This is a genomic window from Photobacterium sp. OFAV2-7, from assembly GCF_022347985.1.
Taxonomy (GTDB): domain Bacteria; phylum Pseudomonadota; class Gammaproteobacteria; order Enterobacterales; family Vibrionaceae; genus Photobacterium.
Window position 1 is genome coordinate 1 of record NZ_JAKRFQ010000432.1, and the last position, 4230, is coordinate 4230.

5 protein-coding genes are annotated in these 4230 nt (G+C 46.8%); 3 read left to right on the forward strand and 2 right to left on the reverse strand.

Annotated features, from left to right (window positions below; all coding sequences use genetic code 11):
- Positions 1–231 (reverse strand): hypothetical protein (locus tag MHN01_RS18345; protein WP_239412667.1); only part of this gene is annotated, 231 nt, incomplete at its 3' end.
- 296 nt (positions 232–527) lie between these two features.
- Between MHN01_RS18345 and MHN01_RS18350 the strand changes: the two genes are divergently transcribed.
- The 3 genes from MHN01_RS18350 to MHN01_RS24730 all read left to right on the forward strand — a co-directional run bounded on the left by MHN01_RS18350 (position 528) and on the right by MHN01_RS24730 (position 2791).
- Positions 528–1310 carry a RelA/SpoT domain-containing protein gene (locus tag MHN01_RS18350; RefSeq protein ID WP_239412668.1) on the forward strand — a complete coding sequence of 261 codons (783 nt, stop codon included), beginning with the start codon at positions 528–530 and terminating at the stop codon, positions 1308–1310.
- 239 nt (positions 1311–1549) lie between these two features.
- Positions 1550–2329, forward strand: coding sequence for a phosphoribosylglycinamide formyltransferase (locus MHN01_RS18355; RefSeq protein WP_239412670.1), 780 nt, complete (start codon positions 1550–1552; stop codon positions 2327–2329).
- Positions 2330–2530: 201 nt separating this feature from the next.
- On the forward strand, positions 2531–2791 hold the full coding sequence (locus MHN01_RS24730) for a Rho-binding antiterminator (protein ID WP_160653549.1): 261 nt from the start codon (positions 2531–2533) through the stop codon (positions 2789–2791).
- Between the two features lie 71 nt (positions 2792–2862).
- On the opposite strand, the gene MHN01_RS18360 is transcribed toward MHN01_RS24730, so the two are convergent.
- Positions 2863–4149: a serine dehydratase subunit alpha family protein gene (locus MHN01_RS18360; protein ID WP_239412669.1), complete on the reverse strand. Its 1287-nt coding sequence runs from the start codon at positions 4147–4149 to the stop codon at positions 2863–2865.
- Between the last annotated feature and the right edge of the window lie 81 nt (positions 4150–4230).

Genomic DNA, 4230 nt, shown 5'->3' on the forward strand with positions numbered 1-4230 from the left:
GCAAAACTTAGTTGCGCGGATAGTTAGCCAGGTTAACGGTACCATAAAGGCCAACAGTCCCAGCATCATCGGCATAGGCGGCTGTACATACACGATCACCGCCCCTATAACGACATTGCTAAAGATGGTATACGCAGGCCACAATCTTCGCTTGCGCTCGACATCTGATCCTCGTTGAAACAACATATAGCTGCCAACAGACAACCCCAGCCATACAATGGCAAATGTCACTAATAGTTCTTGCTGCACAATCAACACTCACTCAATAATCTAAACGCAGTCAGTCTACCACTCCTGATGTCCTATCAACCAACTTCGCCACCTTTTGTTACAAATCGATTAGATTTCATCCAAGCTCAAAAACGGATTTTGCTCAGTTTGGGAAGCCAATCACAACCTGAAAAAGCGAAGCCTTAATTTTGCGGCGAGCGTCCTTGAAAACCAGGTCTCCGGACAGATATCTTAACTGAGCGGATAAAAAGACTATCCGTTACCACTTTCGTTTAGTGGTGATACAAGGAGTTTTAATGGTTGCAAAATCTTTATTGAGAACATGTTTTGTTCTGATGTTTGTTCTTGGCCGAAGCCCGGTTGCTTCAGCCACATTACCCGAATATAACAATGCTGATATTGAAAACCCCTCCCCTGTACAAGGTTCCAAAGAAACATTCCAACGCTCTCTTAGTGGCCTTTACTCTATCCCAAGTTTCCGTTCTCCAACCCTGATTCAGCCTCACTCTGACTTCGATGCTCTCTATCAACAAGCCGCCAATGCCCAAAGCGAACTTGAAGAAGTGCTCAGCCAAGTCAGCCTACTCACAGCCGCCCAACCGGTATTACCCGGCCTGAAATCAGAAGCAAGGGCGCAACAAAAAATCGCAACGGAACTAGAAGGCCAAACTGAACTACTGACCGATTTAGCACGAGGCTCACTGGTTACCAACAACATTGGTAGCCTTGTTCAGTCATTTGAACTTTTGAACAAGGAAGTCACCATCGTCGAGGTCAAGAACCGCTTCAAGACTCCCGCGCCGTCAGGCTACCGCGATCTGAAGTTACTAGTGCGTCTACCTAAAACCCAGCACATTGCTGAAATTCAACTTCACCTAGAGGAAATTTCTGTAATCAAAAATGGTGCCGAGCACGAGATATATGAACAAATTCAAACCATCGAGCGCAAGGCCACTACAGAGCTGCGAGACCTAAACGATATCGAATTAGCTAAGCTCGTATCACTGCGACAGCAGTCCCGGGCGATGTACCAGACTGCATGGCATCAATACCTACAACCAGAGGCCATTGCCAGCTAATTAAACCTCAATCTTCAGCCCGAACAGCATTTCTGGCGGGCTGAAATATCTACAGCTTCCCCCTTCAGCAAATTCATCTTCCGTTCAGATTACTTTGTTATTCTACAGTCCAACAAAGAGAAGCTCTTAACAGCCTGATACGTCACTTTTACCAAACCTTCGGTTTGAAGGTCACCGTTTAACGTATATCGCTGAAGCCGAAAGGCAGTACTCAGCATACCAGGAGTTGCTTGATGGATATGAAATCTGTACTTCGTACCTGCTTTATTCTTCTATTTGTTCTTGGTCGTGGCCCGGCAATGGCTGCACCGATGACAAGCTATTCTGAATCTGACCATGAGCTGCCTTCCAATCGCTCAGAAGCCAGTAAGAAATCATTCCAGCGCAGCCTAAGTGGCCTCTACAGCATTGATAGCTGGAAAAATGAGGGAATCGCTCAACCTTACTCAGATTTCGACCAACTATACCTTGCTGCGGCTCATGCCCAACAAGAACTTGATACCGTTATTCGTGAGATAAGCCTTGTTACCAGCACGCAGGCTATTTTACCGGGTGTTAAGTCCCAGCATCGTGCCAAAACCAAAGTTGATACTGAACTTCAGGGAAATACAAACCAGATCACCGACCTGGCCCGAGGTTCACTGGTTGCAGAAGATATCCCTAGTCTGGTTCAGGCCTTTGAACTGCTTAACAAGGAAGTGACTGTTGTTGCGGTCAAGAACCGCTTTAAATCGCCGACAGATTCAGGTTATCGCGACCTTAAATTGCTGGTTCAGTTACCTGAAAGCCAGATTATCGCCGAAGTTCAGCTACACCTCGATGCGATATCGACGGTAAAAAACGGTGCCGAGCATGAAATCTATGAACAGATCCAGGAAATAGAACGAGTAGGATTACAGCAGAAACGCCCTCTTTCTGAATTCGAACTGGCACAAATCGCTCAGCTGCGAACTGTCTCGAGTAATCTTTACCAGGAAGCCTGGCAGCATTACCTCCAGCCAGAGGTGTTAGCAAGTTAACAATAACGATGCGCTATATTCAGGGCCGCCTGGCGGCCTCTCCTTCAACATACCTATACTGCGGCGTTAATCAATACTAAGACAACAGTGTTAATGTTGACTATTCTTTATCAAACTACGTTCAATGTGCACGGCTTAGCGTAAACCTGCACCTTCTTGTAGCTTGGGTATAGTATGAACACGTCGCTAGGAGGATCCACGATGACCCATCGTTATCAACCTATCGACTGTACCCTTCACGACTATTTCGAAATGGCTTGTGTTTACCACTATCAGGTAAAGCTTGATTTACGTGACGAGAGTTCAGTCGAAGGAAAGTGTATAACCACGGAAACTCACCCAGACAAATCTGAATGGCTAGTTTTCAAAACTGAATATCAGTATACGAAGATTCGTATGGATTGTATTAAGCGGATGTCTGCCCTTTCACCAGACGCACAATTCTCGGTCATTAACTGCTGACGAGTAAAAACACAAAGAGCGCCTAGAGGCGCTCTTTGAACCAAAATAGCTTGTAATCAAGAAACAATGGCTTACTTATGCACCATGATATCCAGGATCTGGACATCAGTCTGAGTCATCGCACCATTGGCAAGTGCCGACATATTGCGGATAGACGCATCAACATCATCAGCGACGATACCTTCATTACCCGTTACCCGGATACCATCCAGTGCCATTAACGCAGCCTTTACAGCAGCACTGGCCGATGATGAGACTTTCATCGCACAGCTTGTTTTGGCTCCATCACAAATGATCCCGGTAATATCGCCAATCATGCTGTTAATCGCTGCACTGATTTGCTCAAAACGTCCGCCAAGCAACCAGGTCATTCCCGCAACAGCTCCCATAGAAGCCGTTGTCGCACCACAAAGCGCAGACAGTTTATTCTGATAGCTCTTGATATAAATCGCCATCAAATGAGACATCATCAATGCTCGGGCCATGGTTTCCTGATCAGCGTTCACATGCTCGGCAACAACAGCTACCGGCATCGTTGCAGCAATACCCTGGTTGCCAGAACCAGAATTGCTCATCGCTGGTTTCATCGCACCATCCATCCGGGCATCTGAAGCGGCGGAAGTGCGGCAGAGTACATTCGTCAGCAGCCCGCCAGAAAGCAGCCCTCGCTCAACATTTCGCTGGAACGTTGCACCTATCTGCAAGCCATAATTGCCGGTCAACCCTTCTTTGGACAGGGCATCATTAAGCTCCAGTGATTCAGTAATAAACTGGATATCTTCAACGGAAACATTGAGTGCAAACTCATAGATATCGTGTGCATTCGCCTGGGCAAAAATGTTCTCTGGCTGAGTATCAGCCGTTGTAGCCGGCTGCGGGTCAATAATAAAGACCGCATCACCGTTAACATCAATCGAAACAACGTTAGTGTGACCGTCAGCAATAATCACAGTCGCCTGATCGGTACCATCACTAACTGTCACTTTGGCAAACAAGATATTAGACACTTGGGCGACACCCACACTAACCTGCTGTTCCAGCATCAGTTTGGCTGCCTCGACATCACCCTTGGTGATATTTTTTAATACTTCCAGCCCTGCATCAGGTTCACCCGCCAATGCGCCCACAGCTGCCGCTATCGGCAGACCAACCATTCCGGTTCCAGGTACACCAACGCCCATGCCATTCTTCATTAGGTTGGGAGAGACATATGCTTCAACCTGGGTTGGCTTTCCCTTAAGGTGACGAGCGGCAATCGCAGCGGCCAACGCAACTGAAACCGGTTCAGTACAGCCTAATGCAGGAACCACTTCTTTCTTAACTGTTTCAATAAAACCGTTCCAGAGGTGCTTTTTCATTGTTATTACCTTCAGATAAACAGGTGGATGGTAGGGTACTGTTTTATCCCCCTTGTCTTAATATGGTTAATTTACACCTAC